13 protein-coding genes are annotated in these 16,933 nt (G+C 43.2%); 2 read left to right on the plus strand and 11 right to left on the minus strand.

The window, feature by feature from the left end:
* Positions 1 to 98: 98 nt before the first annotated feature.
* The 7 genes from ADA01nite_RS13950 to ADA01nite_RS22955 all read right to left on the minus strand — a co-directional run bounded on the left by ADA01nite_RS13950 (position 99) and on the right by ADA01nite_RS22955 (position 11,583).
* Complete coding sequence (locus ADA01nite_RS13950; protein ID WP_146810890.1) at positions 99 to 2,063, minus strand: sigma-54-dependent Fis family transcriptional regulator; 1,965 nt, start codon at positions 2,061 to 2,063, stop codon at positions 99 to 101.
* A 17-nt stretch (positions 2,064 to 2,080) separates the two neighbouring features.
* Complete coding sequence (locus ADA01nite_RS13955; RefSeq protein WP_146810891.1) at positions 2,081 to 3,643, minus strand: class I adenylate-forming enzyme family protein; 1,563 nt, start codon at positions 3,641 to 3,643, stop codon at positions 2,081 to 2,083.
* Positions 3,644 to 3,916: 273 nt separating this feature from the next.
* Entirely contained in the window at positions 3,917 to 5,635 is a 1,719-nt protein-coding gene (cysI, locus tag ADA01nite_RS13960) for an assimilatory sulfite reductase (NADPH) hemoprotein subunit (protein ID WP_146810892.1), read from the minus strand.
* Between the two features lie 27 nt (positions 5,636 to 5,662).
* Positions 5,663 to 7,483: an assimilatory sulfite reductase (NADPH) flavoprotein subunit gene (locus tag ADA01nite_RS13965; protein WP_146810893.1), complete on the minus strand. Its 1,821-nt coding sequence runs from the start codon at positions 7,481 to 7,483 to the stop codon at positions 5,663 to 5,665.
* A gap of 577 nt (positions 7,484 to 8,060) precedes the next feature.
* The gene (locus ADA01nite_RS13970) at positions 8,061 to 10,199 is read right to left on the minus strand and encodes a heavy metal translocating P-type ATPase (protein ID WP_146810894.1); all 2,139 of its coding nucleotides are present in this window, start codon (positions 10,197 to 10,199) and stop codon (positions 8,061 to 8,063) included.
* Complete coding sequence (locus tag ADA01nite_RS13975) at positions 10,196 to 10,570, minus strand: ArsR/SmtB family transcription factor (protein WP_146810895.1); 375 nt, start codon at positions 10,568 to 10,570, stop codon at positions 10,196 to 10,198. The genes ADA01nite_RS13970 and ADA01nite_RS13975 overlap by 4 nt, the downstream gene beginning before the upstream one ends.
* Before the next feature lie 758 nt (positions 10,571 to 11,328).
* Positions 11,329 to 11,583 (minus strand): hypothetical protein, encoded by a 255-nt coding sequence (locus ADA01nite_RS22955; protein ID WP_174760612.1) that lies wholly within the window; start codon positions 11,581 to 11,583, stop codon positions 11,329 to 11,331.
* Between the two features lie 342 nt (positions 11,584 to 11,925).
* Here ADA01nite_RS22955 and ADA01nite_RS13985 point away from each other — a divergent pair, with 342 nt between their 5' ends.
* On the plus strand, positions 11,926 to 12,174 hold the full coding sequence (locus tag ADA01nite_RS13985) for a transposase (RefSeq protein ID WP_146810896.1): 249 nt from the start codon (positions 11,926 to 11,928) through the stop codon (positions 12,172 to 12,174).
* 30 nt (positions 12,175 to 12,204) lie between these two features.
* On the opposite strand, the gene ADA01nite_RS13990 is transcribed toward ADA01nite_RS13985, so the two are convergent.
* The 3 genes from ADA01nite_RS13990 to ADA01nite_RS14000 are packed head-to-tail and all read right to left on the minus strand — an operon-like array spanning position 12,205 to position 14,907.
* Positions 12,205 to 13,233 (minus strand): ABC transporter substrate-binding protein, encoded by a 1,029-nt coding sequence (locus ADA01nite_RS13990; protein ID WP_146810897.1) that lies wholly within the window; start codon positions 13,231 to 13,233, stop codon positions 12,205 to 12,207.
* 14 nt (positions 13,234 to 13,247) lie between these two features.
* Positions 13,248 to 14,069, minus strand: a complete 822-nt coding sequence (locus ADA01nite_RS13995; RefSeq protein ID WP_246147345.1) for an ABC transporter permease — start codon at positions 14,067 to 14,069, stop codon at positions 13,248 to 13,250.
* A 43-nt stretch (positions 14,070 to 14,112) separates the two neighbouring features.
* Entirely contained in the window at positions 14,113 to 14,907 is a 795-nt protein-coding gene (locus ADA01nite_RS14000; protein ID WP_146810898.1) for an ABC transporter ATP-binding protein, read from the minus strand.
* A gap of 571 nt (positions 14,908 to 15,478) precedes the next feature.
* Between ADA01nite_RS14000 and ADA01nite_RS14005 the strand changes: the two genes are divergently transcribed.
* Complete coding sequence (locus tag ADA01nite_RS14005; RefSeq protein ID WP_146810899.1) at positions 15,479 to 16,417, plus strand: TauD/TfdA dioxygenase family protein; 939 nt, start codon at positions 15,479 to 15,481, stop codon at positions 16,415 to 16,417.
* 278 nt (positions 16,418 to 16,695) lie between these two features.
* Here the strand turns inward: ADA01nite_RS14005 and ADA01nite_RS14010 are convergent.
* A partial coding sequence (locus ADA01nite_RS14010) for a PLP-dependent transferase (protein WP_146810900.1) occupies positions 16,696 to 16,933 on the minus strand: 238 nt, incomplete at its 5' end.

Raw genomic sequence — 16,933 nt, forward strand, 5'->3', positions numbered from 1 at the left:
CTGTCTTTTATGCTTATCAACTGTCTCATTTTATGTCCGACTGAAACAGATGTATCATACATCATGAGAAAAAAGATAAGGCCGCATGTATGCGACCTTTATGGTTTAATTCTGTACTTTTTCATTTTTCTATACAGTGTACTTCTGGATATTCCCAGTCTCCTGGCAGCTTCTGCATAGCAGGAGGCTGTTTCTTTTAACACCTCCTGTATTAAACGTTTTTCCCCTTCGTTTTGCCCACACAGGGTCGGTCTCTGCTCCATGTGCCTCAGCAGTTCAGCCGGCAACATATCCTTTGTCATTTTTTTACCCTCACTTAGGTATGCCAGCCTCTCAACTATGTTTTTCAACTGGCGTACATTGCCCGGCCATGAGTAATGCTGAAAAAAACGAATAAGCTCGATATCCATATCAAGCAGCTTCCGGGTAAATCCTTTCAAGAAATGCTCTACAAGAAGAAGAACATCTCCGTTACGTTCCCGTAGTGGAGGTATATCAAGGGTAAGAACATTAAGCCTGTAGTATAAATCTGCACGGAACCGCCCTTTTTCTACTTCGTTGTACAAATCACGGTGGGTGGCTGCCATAATACGACAGGTGACAGGAATTTCTTCCTCCCCACCGACCGGGCAAACCTTTCGTCCCTCTAAAACCCGGAGTAAGGAAACTTGCATATCAAGCGGCATTTCTCCAATTTCATCGAGAAAAAGCGTGCCGCCCGCCGCTTGCTCAAACTTTCCTTTCTTTCCTCGTTTCGAAGCTCCAGTAAAAGCCCCTTCCGTATAACCGAACAACTCACTTGCAATTAATTCTTTAGCAATGGCTCCACAATTGACGGCCACAAAAGGGCGCTGTCTCCGTGTGCTTGTATCATGAATGAAACGTGCTAGTACTTCCTTTCCTGTTCCACTCTCCCCCAGCAGAAGAATGTTCGCTTCGTTTCGGGCCGCGAGACTTGCAAAATGAAGTACCTTTTGCATCTTTTCGGAGGCGGTTATAATAGGCAGATCCACGGATGGTTTCGCAGGCGTCTCCTCAATCGTTCGTTCACTTTTTGGAAGGCTTTCAGTCCTGTTGATTCTACGCAGTACTATAAGGGTACCGGTTTCAATCCGATCATAAACGATCGGTATACAACTGACACCGAGCCGCTGCCTGCCACCTGTACTGAAGACCATAACTTCTTCATCAATCACTTCGCTTCCCATCATTCTCTTTTCCCATTTCTCGTACAACTCCGGCATCTGTACCAGTTTGGAAGGTAAATTACGATGTAGGAAGTAGGAAGAGGATAGCAGCTCTCTTGCGCTGGGATTTACAGAAAGGATATGTCCCTGGGGATTAACAACGATAAAACCATCCGAGTCCCTGTCTAAAACAAGATTGTAGGCCTTTCTATTAAACTGGAACTGCCATTCCATAAGCTTTTGTTCAATCATTTTGGCTGATGCTGTAACAAGACTTAAATTGTGCGCATGAACATTTTCCTGATAGCCGGAAATGTTTATTACACCTAATATTTTTCCTGTTAGTGGATCGTGAATGGGTGCTCCGGAGCAGGTCCAATTTTGCCAGCCCTGACAATAGTGCTCGAAAGAGAAAATTTGCACTGGTTGGTTAAGTACCAGGCATGTTCCGATTCCATTTGTTCCAGCTGCTTGTTCACTCCAATCCGCTCCTGGAATAAATTGATTATGTCGGGCAGGAGCAAGCATATCCTCCTTACCCGCCGTTTGCAGCAAAATTCCTTCTGCATTTGCTAAGGCAATAAGGAAGCCGGACTCACTAATCCAGTCATACAGCTGTGAAAAAACGGGAGCGGTAATTTCTATAAAGCTATTACTATTAAGATGCACGAATTCCTCCTGCCATTTAAGAGGAGCGGTTCGCCTGGTATAATGAACGTTTGCATCTAAGCAGCGAAGCCAGGAATCCGCGACAACGGGTCGCAGATAATCATATGGGATTTCCTTTTGCTCTGTCATTAGGTACCAGGCCTTCTTTAGACTCATAATCGTTTGTTTTATTTTATCCTGCGGCCAGACCGACTGAACTGCGTACACGTTCTCCCTCCTTTTTGCTAATTCACTTGTCTCCCTGCTTGCTCCCAGTAAGGTTTGCGCAGCTCTTTCTTATCAAGTTTTCCATAAGGGGTAAGCGGAAACTCGGTAACAAACTCTATTTTCTTTGGCCGTTTGTATGAAGAAAGATTTTCCTTAGCAAAGTCAAGCAACTCCTCTTCGGTAAGTGAATCGTCCGCAGGAATAATTAGTGCAAGTACCGCTTCCCCCCATTCATTATGCGGAACTCCGATTACAGCTACCTGCCTCACTTTAGGGTGCTTTTGCAGGGCATTCTCTACTTCCGTCGTATATACGTTCATTCCTCCGCTGATAATCATGTCCTTCTTCCTATCCAGGAGATAAACATATCCGTCTTCATCCATTTTGCCGATATCTCCGGTATACAGCCAGCCATCTCGTACTGTCTCTGCGGTCTTGTCCGGCAGCTTGTAATATTCGTTCATAACATACGGAGCGGAGCAGACAATTTCCCCCACCTCGCCGCGCGGCACTTCTTGTCCTTCCTCATTAACAATCCGTACGCGCGCCATCATAACAGGACGCCCACAGCTTCGCAGACGATGTATCTTATCCGGTTCAAGCGTATGGTCATGTTTCGAAAGCCTGGTAATAAAATTCGGGCACTCTGTCTGGCCAAAAAATTGAACAAAAACATTCCCAAAAACAGCAAGTCCCTGCTTAAGCCGCTCTGCCGTTATCGGCGCAGCTCCATAAATAATTGTATGAAGAGAAGATGTGTCGTATTTTGCTTGCCGCAACTGATCAAGCACTCGATAAATCATAGTAGGGACCATGAAGGTAAAAGTAATCTTCTCCTGTTCAATAAGCGCAAGAGCACGTATTGGATCGAATTTTGCTTCGATTATGACGGTTGCTCCCCGTAGCAATCCTGCCTGCGTAAAAAGCCCCGCACTGTGTGGAAGTGGTGTCATGAAGAGCATTCGCTCATTTTCTCCGATACCTGTCTCAATTACATGGGAACAGATATTAATGTAACCGTTACGCTGGTTGTGGACCACACCTTTAGGCAGCCCGGTGGTTCCCCCGGTATACGCCAATAGATACGGATCCTCCGGCATGGCTCTAGGCTCCGGGTCTGCCTCGCTTGCCCCAGCAAGGAAGGTCTCCCACGGGATAAACCCATCCGGGCACTTCCCTTCCTCTACCATTCCAACAAACCATTCCAAATCGGGTAAATCATTGCGAATGTCCTGAATTACAGAAAAAAACTCTTGTCCTACAAAGGCTACCTTAGCCCCCGAATCTCTGAGTATGTAGGTAATTTCTTTTTTACCTAGCATGTCATTTAACGGAACCTTTGTAGCTCCTGTTTTCATGATAGCTAAATCGGATATAATAAATTCCGGACAGTTTGAGAGCAGCAACGCAACCCGCATCCCAGGATGAATGCCGCGTTCAATTAAAGAATGACTGCAGCGGTTTGCTATTCTTCTAATTTGATCATAGGAAAAGACCTGATCTTTAAACTTGAGAGCAATGTTATCCCTGTACTTAAGAAAAGCCTGGTCAAATAACGCTTGCATTGTTTCTTGATACATAGCTTCCCTCCTGAGTGATATTATACTGTTATTTTAACATAAATAATTTTTAGAATATAATAATAATTCTAACTTTTTTAATGCAAATAGTTTATGATTAGATTGATGCCTGTATTCGTATTCCACCGCAAAATGAGGATAGTAATTTTGCTGGTTACTACTCCGTTTAACTCGAATAAATAAGTAAAGGCCCATTATCATCTGGATTCAATTCTCACTAACTCGACACAAAAAAAGAGACAGAAACGCATTCCTGTCTCTGGTGCATCCTGATCAATCATGGAAATTCGTGCCGTCTGTCACTGCTTTGACGATACCGACGCGGATGACAAAGTCACCGAAGTGCTCGCCTTCCTGCTTTTCTTTCGCGTAGCGGGAAAGAAGCACACGCAGTTCGCTCAAGATTTCTTCTTCACCGATGTTTTCGCGGTACATTTTGCTCAGGCGGCTGCCGTCAAAGGCTGCGCCGAGATACATGTTGTATTTGCCGGGTGCTTTACCGATGAAGGCAATTTCGCCAAGCGCATGGCGTGCACATCCGTTCGGGCAGCCGGTCATACGGATGGTAATTTCTTCGTTCCGCAGGCCGTTTTCATCGACAATGGTCTCGATTTTGTCAAGCAGAACGGGCAAATAGCGTTCTGCTTCCGCCATCGCCAGTCCGCACGTCGGAAGAGCGACACACGCAAGCGAGCTGCGGCGGAGTGCTGTATAATGTCTGCCATCTGTCAAACCGTATTGTTCGATCAGTTCGCTAATCTTTTTCTTGTTCTGGCTTGATACATTGGCAATGATCAGGTTTTGATTCGCTGTCAGACGGAAATCACCCGTATGGATTTTGGCGATTTCGCGCAGGCCGGTCTTCAGCTTGTAATCATCAAAATCCGCGATGCGGCCGCCCTGAATAAACAGTGTAAAATGCCATGTGCCTTGAACACCTTTCACCCAGCCGTAGCGGTCGCCGTTATGGTCAAAATGATACGGCTTCGCTTCATCCAGGCTCCAGCCGAGGCGGTTTTCCAGTTCAGCCTTGACCGTTTCCAGCCCGAGTCGGTCAACTGTGTACTTGAACCGGGCATTTTTGCGGACGGAACGGTTTCCGTAATCGCGCTGAATCGTAATGACTTTTTCCGCTATATCTTGAATTCGGTCCGGCGTACAGAAGCCGATTACTTTGGCGAGCTGAGGATATGTCGCTTTGTCGCCATGCGTCATGCCCATGCCGCCGCCGATCGCCACGTTAAAACCGACAAGCTTGCCATCTTCCACAATCGCAATGAAACCAAGGTCCTGTGAATAGACATCAATGTCATTCGATGGCGGAACAGCGATACCGATCTTGAACTTCCGCGGCAAATAAAGCGGTCCGTATATTGGTTCGATTTCTTCCACTTCCGGCGTGCCTTCCACTTTTTCTTCATCCAGCCAAATTTCATGGTACGCTCTGGTACGTGGCAATAAATAATTGCTCAATTGTTTCGCCCATTCATATACTTCTAAATGGATCTCAGATTGATAGGGATTCGGGTTGCACATGACGTTCCGGTTCACATCACCGCACGCGGCTATCGTATCCAAAAGGGACGCATGAATTTCCTGAATCGTATTTTTCATATTCCATTTTAAAATACCATGCATTTGAAACGTCTGGCGTGTTGTCAGTTTTAATGTGCCGTTGCCGTTTTTTTGGGCAAGCTCGTCCATGACAAGCCATTGCTCCGGTGTCGCAACACCGCCCGGCAAGCGGACGCGCAGCATGAACTGATACGCAGGTTCAAGTTTTTGTTTTTGGCGCTCATTGCGGAGATCCCGGTCATCCTGCAAGTAGCTGCCGTGAAATTTCATCAGACGGTTGTCATCTTCAGGAATTCCGGCGCTGAGCCGATCCTGCATCACTTCCTTCAGCGTGCCGCGTAAATAGTTGCTTTCTTCTTTTATACGCTCAACATCGCTTGGCGGGCCGTCCGGCGCTTTTAAAATTCGGTTTACCATGTTGAAAAAACTCCCTTCAATCCAAAATCAGTATACATCACGCTGATAACGTTTTTGCTGTTGCATGTCGGCAAGATAGTCTTCCGCTTTTTCACGGCTCATGCCGCCTTCTTTTTCTATAATCTCAATAAGAGTGTTATGGACGTCATGTGCCATGTTTTTCTCATCTCCGCAAATATAAACGGTTGCTCCTTCTTGAAGCCACTCAAACAATTCTTTGCTGTGTTCAAGCATCCGGTGCTGCACATACACTTTTTCATCCGTGTCACGCGAAAACGCGACATCCATTTTCGTCAGCACGCCGTCTTTCAGCCACTTTTGCCATTCGGTCTGGTAAAGGAAATCCGTTACGAAATGCTGGTCGCCGAAAAACAGCCATGATTTTCCTTTCGCCCCTGTTTCTTCGCGCTCCTGCATAAAGGAGCGGAACGGAGCAACGCCTGTCCCCGGTCCAACCATGATGATCGGCGTATCCGGGTTTTTTGGCAGCTTAAAGTTTGGATTATGCTGAATATAAACTGGCAGCGTATCTCCAGGCTGCAGACGTTCCGCGCATAAAATGGAGCAAACGCCTTTTCGTTCGCGTCCGTGTGCATCGTACCGGACGGCACCGATTGTCAAATGCACTTCATCCGGATTCGCGGATAAGCTACTGGCAATCGAATAAAGACGGGCCGGTATTTTACGGAGAATAGAGATAAACTCTTGCGCCGATACATCCCACGGACCAAAATCACGGACCAGATCAAGCAAATCGCGCCCTTCAAGATACGCTTTTACTTTTTCTTCATTGCCCGGCGATAAAAGTTCCCGTAAATCTTCATTGTTTGAAAGCTGCGCCGCCTGCTCAAGAAGCGGTTTGGTTAAAACGGTAATTTCAAAGTGAGAGATAAGCGCTTCTCTAAGCGGACGAACGTCTCCCTGTTTATTGACCGTCACATTTTCTTCCGGATCCCATTTCAATTCTTCAAGAAGCATATCTACCAGAGCCGGATCGTTTTCCGGATAGATACCGAGGCTGTCACCCGGTTCAAATGTGAGGCCAGACCCTTCAAGCGATAACTCGAGGTGTCGCGTTTCTTTATTCGAGCCGCGGCCGTTCAAGTTTATATTTTCAAGCACTTCCGCTTTAAACGGATTTGTTCTGGAATATGCCGGTTTACCTGCTTGAGGTACTGTTGCCAGAGCAGGAGCAGCACTCTCACCCCGCGCTTCATTTAAGCCGCCAAAGACTCCTTCAAGCCATTCTGCCGCCGGCTCATCATAGTCAAGGTCGCAGTCAACGCGCGGATAAAGCCGTGTGCCGCCGAGTTCTTCCAGCCGCTGATCGAATTCTTTTCCCGTCTGACAGAAAAACTCATACGAGCTATCTCCAAGCGACAAAACAGAAAAACGGAGATCATCAAGCTTTGGCGCCCGTCGGCTATGAAGAAACTCATAGAAAGACAGCGCGTTATCCGGCGGATTACCTTCCCCATGTGTGCTCACGACAATAAGCAGGTTTTGGACTTTCTTCAAATTGTTCGGTTTAAAATCGCTCATGGAGGAGACAGTTACTTGAAAGCCGCGCCCCTCAAGTATTTTGCCAGCATTCTCCGCAAGCCCCTGCGCGTTGCCTGTCTGTGATCCGTAAAGAATGGTCACTTCTTTTGAAATTGTCTGCCCGGTGTTCCCCACAGGAAGTTCTGCTGCCGGCGCTTCTGTTGTTCCCGGAACGGAAGCAGACTGGGACGCGGCCAGATAACCGCTCAGCCAGATTTTTTGTGATTCTGTCAAGGTCGGTAGAAGGCGGTTAAGAAGTTCTACCTGCTCCTGATTAAACGGACTGTTCATTACCTGAAGTTGCAACGATATCCACCTCACAAAGGAATATAAACTTATCGTACTTCTTTTTATTAATAAGGAGTGGTTTCAACAATTTTTGCCGTTCACTATTCGGAGAAAAAATGTTTTTTGTTGTATCTCTATTATTCTTATTAATAAAGTGGGTTTTAATAGTATAAATCATTCGAAAATTTTAATGAAAGGAACGTTTTTTCATTTGTCTTTCCCCGCTTAGACACTTCCTCGAAAAGGTGTCTACTTCAACTTTACCGGAAGTCACAGCATTAGTAAAATACATATAAATTATTATAGCTATTAAGATTACTAATAATTAAGATGGGCTTCTTTTATACGATGACGCGTTAAAAATATTTGTAACCTTATGTTATAACCTGGTTACCAGGCTGAAACCGAAATAAATATGTAAAGGGGATAGCATATGTGGTAGTGAGGTGGTAAGATGTTTTTTGTAATCCGGGCTTTTATTTTTGATGAATTTTATATGCGGAGTATTTTTATACTAAGAATATTCTGTTTATTTAGCAGGATGTATGATCAACAGGAGATCAGGTCTGTCATCTACAAGTAAAAAGAGCCAGGGTTAATCCCTAACTCTTAGTAAGCGCAATCCATTTAAGGTTACAATTAATGTAGCTCCCATATCAGCAAAGATTGCAATCCAGAGCGTTAACCAGCCAGGAACGACAAGCAATAAAGCGATAAGCTTGATTGCTAAAGAAAATGTAATGTTTTGCTTAATGATTTGTAGTGCTTTTCTACTCAGCTTAATCGTGAACGGAAGCTTTTCTAAATCATCAGCCATTAATGCAATATCAGCCGTTTCTAGAGCAGTGTCTGTACCGGCACCACCCATGGCGATCCCCACAGTTGCAGTAGCGAGCGCTGGTGCATCATTCACTCCATCTCCTACCATTCCTACACGTTGGCCGGACTTCTTGAGTTGCTTAATAGCTTCCAGCTTGTCTTGAGGTAGCAGTTCACCTTTTATATCAGTGATGCCTACTTTTTCTCCAATGGCATGAGCCGTAGCTTTATTGTCACCTGTCAACATGATGGTTTTTTTAATGCCTATTGCATGAAGTTTTTGAATGACATCTTTGCTGGTTTCACGAACTTCATCAGCTACAGCAATCAGAGCCAGTGCTTGTTCACTTGTACCAAGAATCATCACGGTTTTACCTTCATGCTGAAGTTTCTCAATTTGTGATTGAATACCCTTCATTCTGCCAATGGACAAGAGCTCCTCAAATAAGCGAGGACTCCCGATGTAATATTCGCTGCTGTTTACGGTTGCTTTTACCCCTTTACCAGTAATCGAGGAGAAATCTTCTACGTCAGGCAAAGAAAGCTCTTCCTCTTCTGCTTTCCGTACGATAGCAGAGGCTAAAGGATGCTGGGAGCCCTTTTCTAATGTTGCTGCAATAGATAAGCATTCGTCGGCTGAGTGGCTTTGCAGAGGAATTAAATCGGTTACCACAGGAACCCCACGAGTCAGTGTGCCTGTCTTGTCAAAAGCGATAGCAGATAAAGAACCTGCTTCCTCCAGATGGATACCACCTTTGATGAGCACACCGTTACGGGCTGCATTCCCGATTGCCGTAACAATGGCAACTGGCGTGGAGACAACTAACGCACACGGACAACCAACAACCAGAATCGCCAATCCTTCGTATACCCATGCGTTCCAATCTCCTCCAAAGAAGAGAGGTGGAATAACAGCAACACCCAGTGCTAATAACATAATCATCGGTGTATAGTATTTGGCAAATCGGTCTACAAACGCTTGTGAAGGTGCTCGTTCAGCCTGTGCTTCTTCTACAAGGTGGATAATTTTTGCGATCGTAGTATCTTCGACTGTTTTTGTTACTTTAACTTCCAGTAGTCCTTCTTCATTCAGTGTTCCGGCAAACACTTCATCTCCCACCGATTTTGTCACAGGAATGGATTCTCCAGTAATCGCAGCCTGATTGATGGAAGATGTACCTTTAACAATTTCGCCGTCCATAGCCAGCTTTTGTCCGGGTTTTACAATCATAATATCCCCGATTTGAATGTCCTCAACCGGAATTTGTATGTCTTGCCCGTTTTTTCGTACTGTCGCTTCTTTGGGCGCGATGTCCATCAGTGAGCTAATCGATTGACGTGCCTTTTCCATAGAGTATCTCTCCAGCGCTTCACTGATAGCAAAGAGGAACACAACGGTCGCTCCTTCTCCCCACTCACCGATGGTGGCTGCGCCAATAATAGCGACAGTCATAAGAGTATTCATATCAAAACGTAGCACGGCGAGATTTTTAAATCCCTTTAGGAAAAGAGAAAATCCTCCAATGAGAATAGAAGCAGCATATAACGAAACGGGGAGCCAGTGCTCTTCGCCATACTGATCACGAATAAGCCAAGCGACCAATAATAACACAGCGGAAATCACTGTACGGATATTCGTCGTTTTTTTCCAAAAAGACTCTTTTTCAACAACGATCCGTTGCTTTTCGGGGAACAGCCGTAGATTTTCGAACGCACCGGCTTTTTCTAACTCTTCGATCGTTGCCTCGCCTTCAACAGAAATTTTAGATGCGCCAAAATTCACTTTTGCATCTTTAACACCAGGCAACGCTTTTACATTTTGTTCAAATTGAGCAGCGCAGTTCGTACAGGTAAATCCCTGCACGCGATAGACGCTTTTTTTCTCAAGCTGTTGTGTATTTTCACTTGTTTTCATTGCCTGGCAACCTCTTTTCGTTGAGCAAAAGCAAGCGTAATTAATTGTTTAAGATGTTCATCATGTAGCGAATAAAACACTAACTTCCCTTCTTTCCGGTACTTCGCCAGTCCCATATTCCGAAGCAAACGGAGATGATGGGATGCCGTGGCTGTAGAAGAGCCGATAATGTTAGCAATATCACAAACACATAGCTCCTCTTCTTCACATAACGCATATGCGACTTTTAGCCTTGTATCGTCAGCCAATGCCTTAAACACTTTGACAATAGTTAACGTATCGTGTTCCTCGATGCTTTGCTTTACACGATTCACCTTCTCTTCGTCAAAACAATAAATCTCACAGCTATCTATTTTTTTTAGTTTCTCCATTTTTCACCTCATATTAACAATAAAATAATTGTTTGAATGTTATTGTATACCTTATAATAAAAACAGTCAAATGAATATTTGAATAATGGGGTGAAGGAATGGATAGTCAATTGAACAAACTTATGTGGGAACGGGAGCCGACCTATTGTTTTTTACCCCCCAAAACGCTCATTTAGAAGAAGGTCACCTATCAAGTAGCCAGCAACGGGAAAACCGAATTTCCCGTTGCGACATTTCCCATCGGTCAACAGACAACGCCAAGTTGCACTCGGATACGATGTCAGTAACAATTAGTTGGTCAGATCTCGGAGCAACCCTTTATTTTTTCTAGTAGAAAACTTAAAATATCCCTTCTGTTTTCTTCCATTCTTATCACGGGTAACAACCTATACAGGACCTAACTTACGAGAAATTTTCCGTACAATTGTCCATTTATTTGCAGACATTGCATTCTGTCCTTTTTCACTTTTCTTCTATTTATATAACGTGCCTTATCGGACGTTAAGCATCAAGTTGTATGCTTTGTACATCAACGATGTAAGCACCCTGCATGAACGTTTTTCTGTGAAAATCATGAGAAAAGAAAGAGGAGAAGAGGAAAAAAGATCCAAGGGAGGAAAAAGGCCGTCGCCTTTTTCCACATTGAAATCATTATCTTTCTCTTCTCTCTTTTCCTTCGTACCGAAAAAGTCAGCTGGCCTTCCCTCAATTTTCATGTCGGGGTTACGGCTAAAATACCATGGTCGTTTTCTGATTAACTAAAATCCACCTTCATAAGGAGTAAAAGGTATTTGAAGCCTATTCTCAACTACACGCAGACGTTGATTTAACCGATTTAGCCTTCTTGTATGGCGTTCCACCGTATTTTGCAGCTGATTTACTTGCGCGGTTAGTTGATTTACACGCCTTTCAAGTTGATTAACTCTTCCCAATAGTTGTGGTTGTCTATCGAAGTCAGGGTAAACGAAATAATCATAGTGTTGCACATAATTTGGATCATAATACCCGTACATCGAGTATACCTCCTTTATATTTTAAGTGTTAGCACTTCATCATAGATTATGTTTATATATAGGCTTATGACATAGACAAAAGCCTATTCTGAAATAACTTTATTTTATCATCTGCTGGTGCTGTGTTAGCGACATGAATGTCTATATAGTATTCCAATCTAACATGCGACGATGAGATGTGCAGCAGTCCCTTGTTTGATACAATCAGACGGCCATATGCAACTATCGCAATTCTCTTACGAATAAAACTCGATCTTGTTCTATCTCTTTAGCCCCCTAGAGAAGTTGGACACTAAGGGTGTATTTTGATTACACTTATAGTGACAGAGGGGGAAGACATCAATGACAAGAAGAAAGTATTCGATTGATTTCAAAAAACAAGTGGTGAAAGAAGCGAAAGAGACCGGTAATTTAGCAGCCGTTGCCCGCCGTTATGAGTTATCTGCTAACATGGTGGGGCGCTGGAAGCGAGAGTTCGAGAGCGGAAAACATGGAGAAATTGATTTCTCTATGGTTCCGGTCCTTGATGCCGAAGAAGTTATGAAAGAAAACGAGCAACTTAAACGGTTACTTAGAAGCCCCCACCTCTAAGCGAAGCGTAGGTGGCGGGTAGTTCACAAACTAATTTGTTTTATCCGGAAGTGCTTGCTCTAAGGGGGCGACTGCAATCTTATCATTGATATTAAACTTTTCCTTTATCAATCCATTTTTCTGGGTCCATTCCAGGATATCCTGCAAATGCTTTATATCATCCTGGTTAAATGTAATATCAAATACCCAATCTCTTTTCACCTCTTCCTGCACCTTATCCGCAGGTAACTTTAACTCTTTAAATGCTAAATCAGCTGCTTCATCAGGATGTTCTTTAATATATGGATTCGCTTCGTTTAAAGCCTTTAAGATTTTGCTGATGGTCTCTGGATTTTTTTGCACAAAATCCCCGCTTGCTACTACATAGCCTCTCATAATGAAGTCAATATTGTTAAGATCAGCTAAAAATTTAGCTCCTGCCACATTTTTGGCCTTATCAAGAAAAGGTCCGTCAAACCATGCCCCGTCAATTTCACCTTTTTCAAATGCGGTGTATATTTCCGCTGTAGAAGTCAGCGGTTCAATCGTTATATCCGTTTTCTTTATATTATATTTTTCAAGATATCTCGCCCATATATATTCAACCACTGTACCACTCTGTACTCCTACACGTTTTCCCTTCAAATCTTCAGGTTTATTGATGTTTCCTTTAACGAGAAGTTGTCGTCGATTTGAATTGGGGATAGCAAAACGTGAAACAATTTTCAAATCCCCCTTCCCTACTCGAGTCAAAGCTGCATAATCCATAGCAATTCCAATATCGGCCTGATTTGTAATAACAGTATTTAATGTATCAATCCCAAAAGAATAGGTAGCGAATTCCGCATCAACACCGTATTTTTTAAATAGGCCTTTATCCCCTGCTAAACGAAAGGGGAGCGAAAACACCCCGGAATCTAAAGCGATGGATACCTTTTGCCTTTCACCTGATGACGATTCTTTATCTGATGCCGCCTCCTTATCTGATGTTAATTGGCTGCATCCACTTAGAACAATGGCAAGCAATAGTATTGACCATAAAAAAATTGCTATTTTAAAAGAATATACTTTTGATCTCATCCTCTTATTCCTTTCTATTGAGCTTGTTGGAGCATGCTTCTTTGTGTACTATCCGCTTTTTTCACGCCGTATTTTTTTAACAGGAGACTCCCTGCATTTGTTAACACTTTATCCATAAAAAAGCCCATTAACCCAAGGGTTATCAATCCAACAAAAATCCAATCCGTTTTAAGATAAAGCCTGGAGGTCCAAATCAAGTATCCAATTCCTTCTTTCGCTGCTAACATTTCCGCACCAACAATCGCCATAAAGGAATTTCCCATAGCTAATCGTATACCATTAAATATATAAGGCACCGTCGCCGGGATAATCACATGCCATATTATTTGTCCCTCTGTTGCCCCCATGGACCTGGAAGCCCGAAATTTATTTTCATCAATTGCAAGCACGCCCGCCATTGTATTCAGTGTTACTACAAAGAGAGTTGTATACGTGATAAGAGCAATTTTAGATTGCTCCCCTATCCCCAACCACAGGATGAACAAAGTGACAAATACAAGCGCAGGAATAAATCTGAAGAAATTAACAAATGGTTCTAGCAACAAGCGAACACGTCGAACTTTCCCCATCAATAAACCTATTGGAATCCCAATCAAACTGCCAAGGGTCCAACCTGTGAGAATACGTCCATAACTAATCAAAGTATACTGCTGCAAAGTTCCATCCCTTATTAATTCAATGGCTCCTTGAAGGGTTTGCCAGGGTCCAGGAAAAAATTCTGGTTTTGAAAACAAAGAGATGATTTGCCAGATGATTAGTACTAAGAACCAGCTCAACAAGCCGAACTTTACAGCTTCAAGGTTCACTCTGCTCTGCTTCTTTACGAATTTACGCAAGCTTCTCCTCCTCCTTCCGGATTTCCGTAATTTTATTCAAAACCTAGAAATTAACTACATTCTCTGCCATTCCATTACCTTCAAAATGTGATTGTACCTTTCTATAAATGTCATTGAAGCTTGGCGCTGTGATATCACGGGGATAAGGCAACGTAATGTCATAGATTGCCTCAATAAAAGAACCGGGGCCTTTCGACATAATCCCTATTCTTTGTCCTAAAAGTATAGCTTCTTGAATATCATGGGTAACAAAAATAATGGTTTTCTTTGTATGCGTCCAAATCCTAATCAGTTCCTGTTGAATGGTCCGTCTTGTTTGCGCGTCTAAAGCTCCAAAAGGTTCATCCATCAATAAGATTTCCGGGTCATTTGCCAAAACCCTCGCCAGTTGAACCCGCTGTTTCATACCACCGGAAAGCTCTTCCGGTAATTTCTTTTCATGATCGCTTAACCCAACTAAGCGTAAGTATTTATCCGATATCGAGTTTCGCTCGACTTTACTAACCTTTTGCATTTTCAAACCAAATTCTACATTTTCCCTTACATTTAACCAGGGAAATAACGCTGCATCAGGCTGTTGAAACACCATCGCTCTTTCTTTTCCAGGACCTCTTACTTCTTTATTTTGTATAAAGAAATCGCCGCCTGACTTACTAATAAATCCCGCTATAATGTTTAATAATGTAGATTTACCGCAGCCGCTCGGTCCAAGCAATATGAAGAATTCACCACGTGGAATCTCAAGATTAATTTCTTGAATGACATTTTCATTTGCCTTTCCATCATAGCTTTTAAAAAGATCTTTTATCACTATTGAATTTTTTTGTACTTTGCTCATGTATAATCACCTCTTTTTGATAAAAATTAAAAGGCCGTATTCTCCAAATGTAGAAGAATACGACCTCTAGTCGACTAGTCGGTCATTTAGCCAGATACCTTTATACCGTATGGGCTCATCAACCAAAGTACTATAGTCACCGGCATGCACCAAACTACTATGATAATAATTCCTATAAGGTTAATTTGAATAAATAATATCGAACTGAATATACACTGTCAAGATGTTTTTTACTCTGAATTTGAGCGTTATATTAAAAATTATTCTGATAGTTCTCTTGACAACAAATTATACTAAGTATAATATCTTTGTAACCCGATAAATTTACATTGTTTAATTACATGACAAAAGGCGATTGCCGACCAGTCATCTGGAGGCCAGAACACCGTGCAAGCGGTTGTGCTGGCCTCCTCTTGTTTATCCGCAAAATCTTTCAATTATAAAGGAGGCTGATGTAAACGAGGAACAAGTGTATTTCTTGAAAGTAAAAGGCCGATTTTTGTAAGAATCTACTGCGTGGGCAGCATTAAATCCCCAAAAAACGGGACAATCAATAGAGGGAGGTACTATTATGAGCGTAGTTGATAAAAACATTATCACCAATACAAATGTGGAAATACAACCCGTAGCGGGCCGGATCGGTGCCGAGATACGAGGAATTCATCTTTCTCCGGATCTTGATGCTCAAACAGTGAACATAATCCGACAGGCATTACTGAAATATAAAGTAATTTTCTTCCGTGGGCAGCACCATATTGATGACGCGAGCCAGGAAGCGCTGGCACAGTTGTTAGGTAACCCGGTTGCACATCCAACAGTACCAACGAGAGAAAAAACAAGCTATATACATGAACTTGACTCCACTCATGGAGGAGGACGAGCCAACTCCTGGCATACTGATGTAACTTTTGTGGATGCATATCCAAAAGCATCCATTCTCCGCGCAGTTGTTGTTCCGCCTGCTGGCGGCGATACAGTATGGGCAAATACCGCAGCCGCATATCAAGACCTGCCTCCTGCTTTACGCGATCTCGCTGATAAACTCTGGGCACTGCACACGAATGAGTATGACTATGCAGGCCGGCATATAAAAGCTTCCCCGGAAGCCGTGCAGCATTACCGTGAAGTGTTTACTTCCACTGTATATGAAACGGAACATCCGGTAGTCCAGGTACACCCGGAAACGGGCGAGCGCACATTGATACTCGGGCATTTCGTCAAGAAAATTCTGGGTGTACCATCGTCCGATTCCGCTCATATTATCTCAGTTTTACAAGATTATATCACTAGATTGGAGAATACTGTACGCTGGCGTTGGGCCGCTGGCGACATCGCGATTTGGGATAATCGTGCAACACAGCACTATGCGATTAATGACTACGGGAATCAACACCGTATAGTACGCCGGGTCACAGTAACCGGTGATGTACCTGTTAGTATCGATGGCCGCCACAGTGTTACCCGTAAAGGCGGGGTGCCTAAACCGGAAGCTACCTCTGAATCAGCCTAATATTCGTGTTAATTTATAGAAAGTCCCGCATCATACGAAAAACGTAAAGATGCGGGACTTTTCTTTACCTTTAATGATGAGGGAAAACCAAAAGTTTTGGTTAAGCTTACTCCTTCATTCAATCCAATTTCACCTGCTAATTTCGTCTTTATTCCATACATAACAAAAAAAGATCGCCTTAATTAGTTAAAAGCGATCTTTTTTCTTTTTCAAATTTTTTGTAGGTGAACAAACTTAGTTTTTAACAGTAGTTGCCTGTTCAAATCTTCCTTTTCTCTTTATTTTATACCGCTGTTTTGTACCGCTGCTTTTTCCAGCGCCTGTGCAAGATCGTCAATTAAGTCGTCCGGATCTTCGATTCCGATAGACAGCCGGATTAAATCAGGAGTAACACCGGCGTCTTTTAACTCCGCTTCTGAAAGCTGCGAGTGTGTCGTACTTGCCGGATGAATAACGAGAGACTTCGCATCCGCCACATTAGCCAGAAGCGAGAAAATTTCCAAATGATTAATAAAT

Origin of the sequence: Aneurinibacillus danicus, assembly GCF_007991215.1 — a bacterium.
In the GTDB taxonomy this organism is placed as follows: Bacteria; Bacillota; Bacilli; order Aneurinibacillales; family Aneurinibacillaceae; genus Aneurinibacillus; species Aneurinibacillus danicus.